Annotated in this window: 2 protein-coding genes and 1 tRNA gene; all 3 read left to right on the top strand. The window is 53.1% G+C overall.

The genetic code is table 11. From position 1 onward, the window contains the following. The first annotated feature begins 96 nt into the window (after positions 1-96). Positions 97-173: transfer RNA gene (locus A3730_RS11235), tRNA-Met, on the top strand. Positions 174-362: 189 nt separating this feature from the next. Beyond that, positions 363-818: a ribosome maturation factor RimP gene (rimP, locus tag A3730_RS11230; protein ID WP_007149481.1), complete on the top strand. Its 456-nt coding sequence runs from the start codon at positions 363-365 to the stop codon at positions 816-818. Positions 819-858: 40 nt separating this feature from the next. Then, on the top strand, positions 859-1133 hold a 275-nt coding region (locus tag A3730_RS11225; RefSeq protein WP_304439491.1), incomplete at its 3' end, for a NusA N-terminal domain-containing protein.

Raw genomic sequence — 1133 nt, 5'->3', positions numbered from 1 at the left:
GCTTTTCCCGATGCTAAGGCTTCGAAAAATAAATACTTTTTCGATAATGCCTTGACAGAGTGAGTGCCTCTAAGTATTATTTGCGCTCGATTTTGATGCGGGGTGGAGCAGTCTGGTAGCTCGTCGGGCTCATAACCCGAAGGTCGTAGGTTCAAATCCTGCCCCCGCTACCACTTAGAGGAACCAGAAAAACATCTCTGGTTCAAAGCGGACAAAAAGCCCCTCTAGCAGGGGCTTTTTGTTATCCGCAAACCGACCCGGTTAGTGGGAATGGGCGGTGGATACACGGTCGTTGTGCGGCAAAGCTGCAATCGCTGTGACATCCTCGGGCCCATTTTTTGTTTGTACCGTCGGAAAGTTTTATGTCAAAACGCACGGAACAATTAACGGAGCTGCTCGCTCCGGTAGTGGAAGATCTGGGCTTCGTGCTCTGGGGTGTTGAATACATCCAGGGGCGCGGGGCTGTTCTGCGTGTATTTATTGACCATGCAGACGGTATCTCGGTAGATAATTGCGCGGCCGTGAGTCACGAAGTCAGCGGCGTGCTGGATGTGGAAGATCCGATTTCCGGTGAATATAACCTTGAGGTGTCTTCACCGGGCATGGATCGGCCCATGTTCGAAATTGCGCAGTATGTCGATTACATCGGTGAAGATGTGCAGCTCAAGTTGCTGGCACCGGTAAGCGGCAAGCGCAAAATGACGGCGGCCATTGTGGCCGTGGATGGCGATACGCTGGTGGTGGAGCTGGATGGCGAAACCTTGCGTGTTCCTTACAGTCAGGTAGATCGTGCCCGGTTGCAGCCCCGCTTCGACTGAGTACGCCCTGAAGAACTTTAGTCTTTGTAAAGGCCTGGCCATGAACAAAGAGATCCTGCTGGTAGCGGAAACCGTATCAAACGAGAAAGGTGTAAGCCGAGACGTAATCTTCGAGGCCATTGAGCTGGCACTCGCGGCGGCCACCAAGAAACGTTTCAAGCAAGAAGACGTAGAAATTCGTGTGGAGATTGACCGGGTGTCCGGCAATGCCAGGAGTTTCCGTGTATGGCACGTGGTGCCAGACGAGGAGCTCTACGAGTTTGGCAAGCAGCTGACACTGGATGAAGCGCACGAGCAGGATGCGTCGCTGCAGAT

The sequence above is a fragment of the Alcanivorax sp. HI0044 genome (genome assembly GCF_001634945.1).
This window is presented reverse-complemented; position numbering and strand designations above follow the sequence as displayed.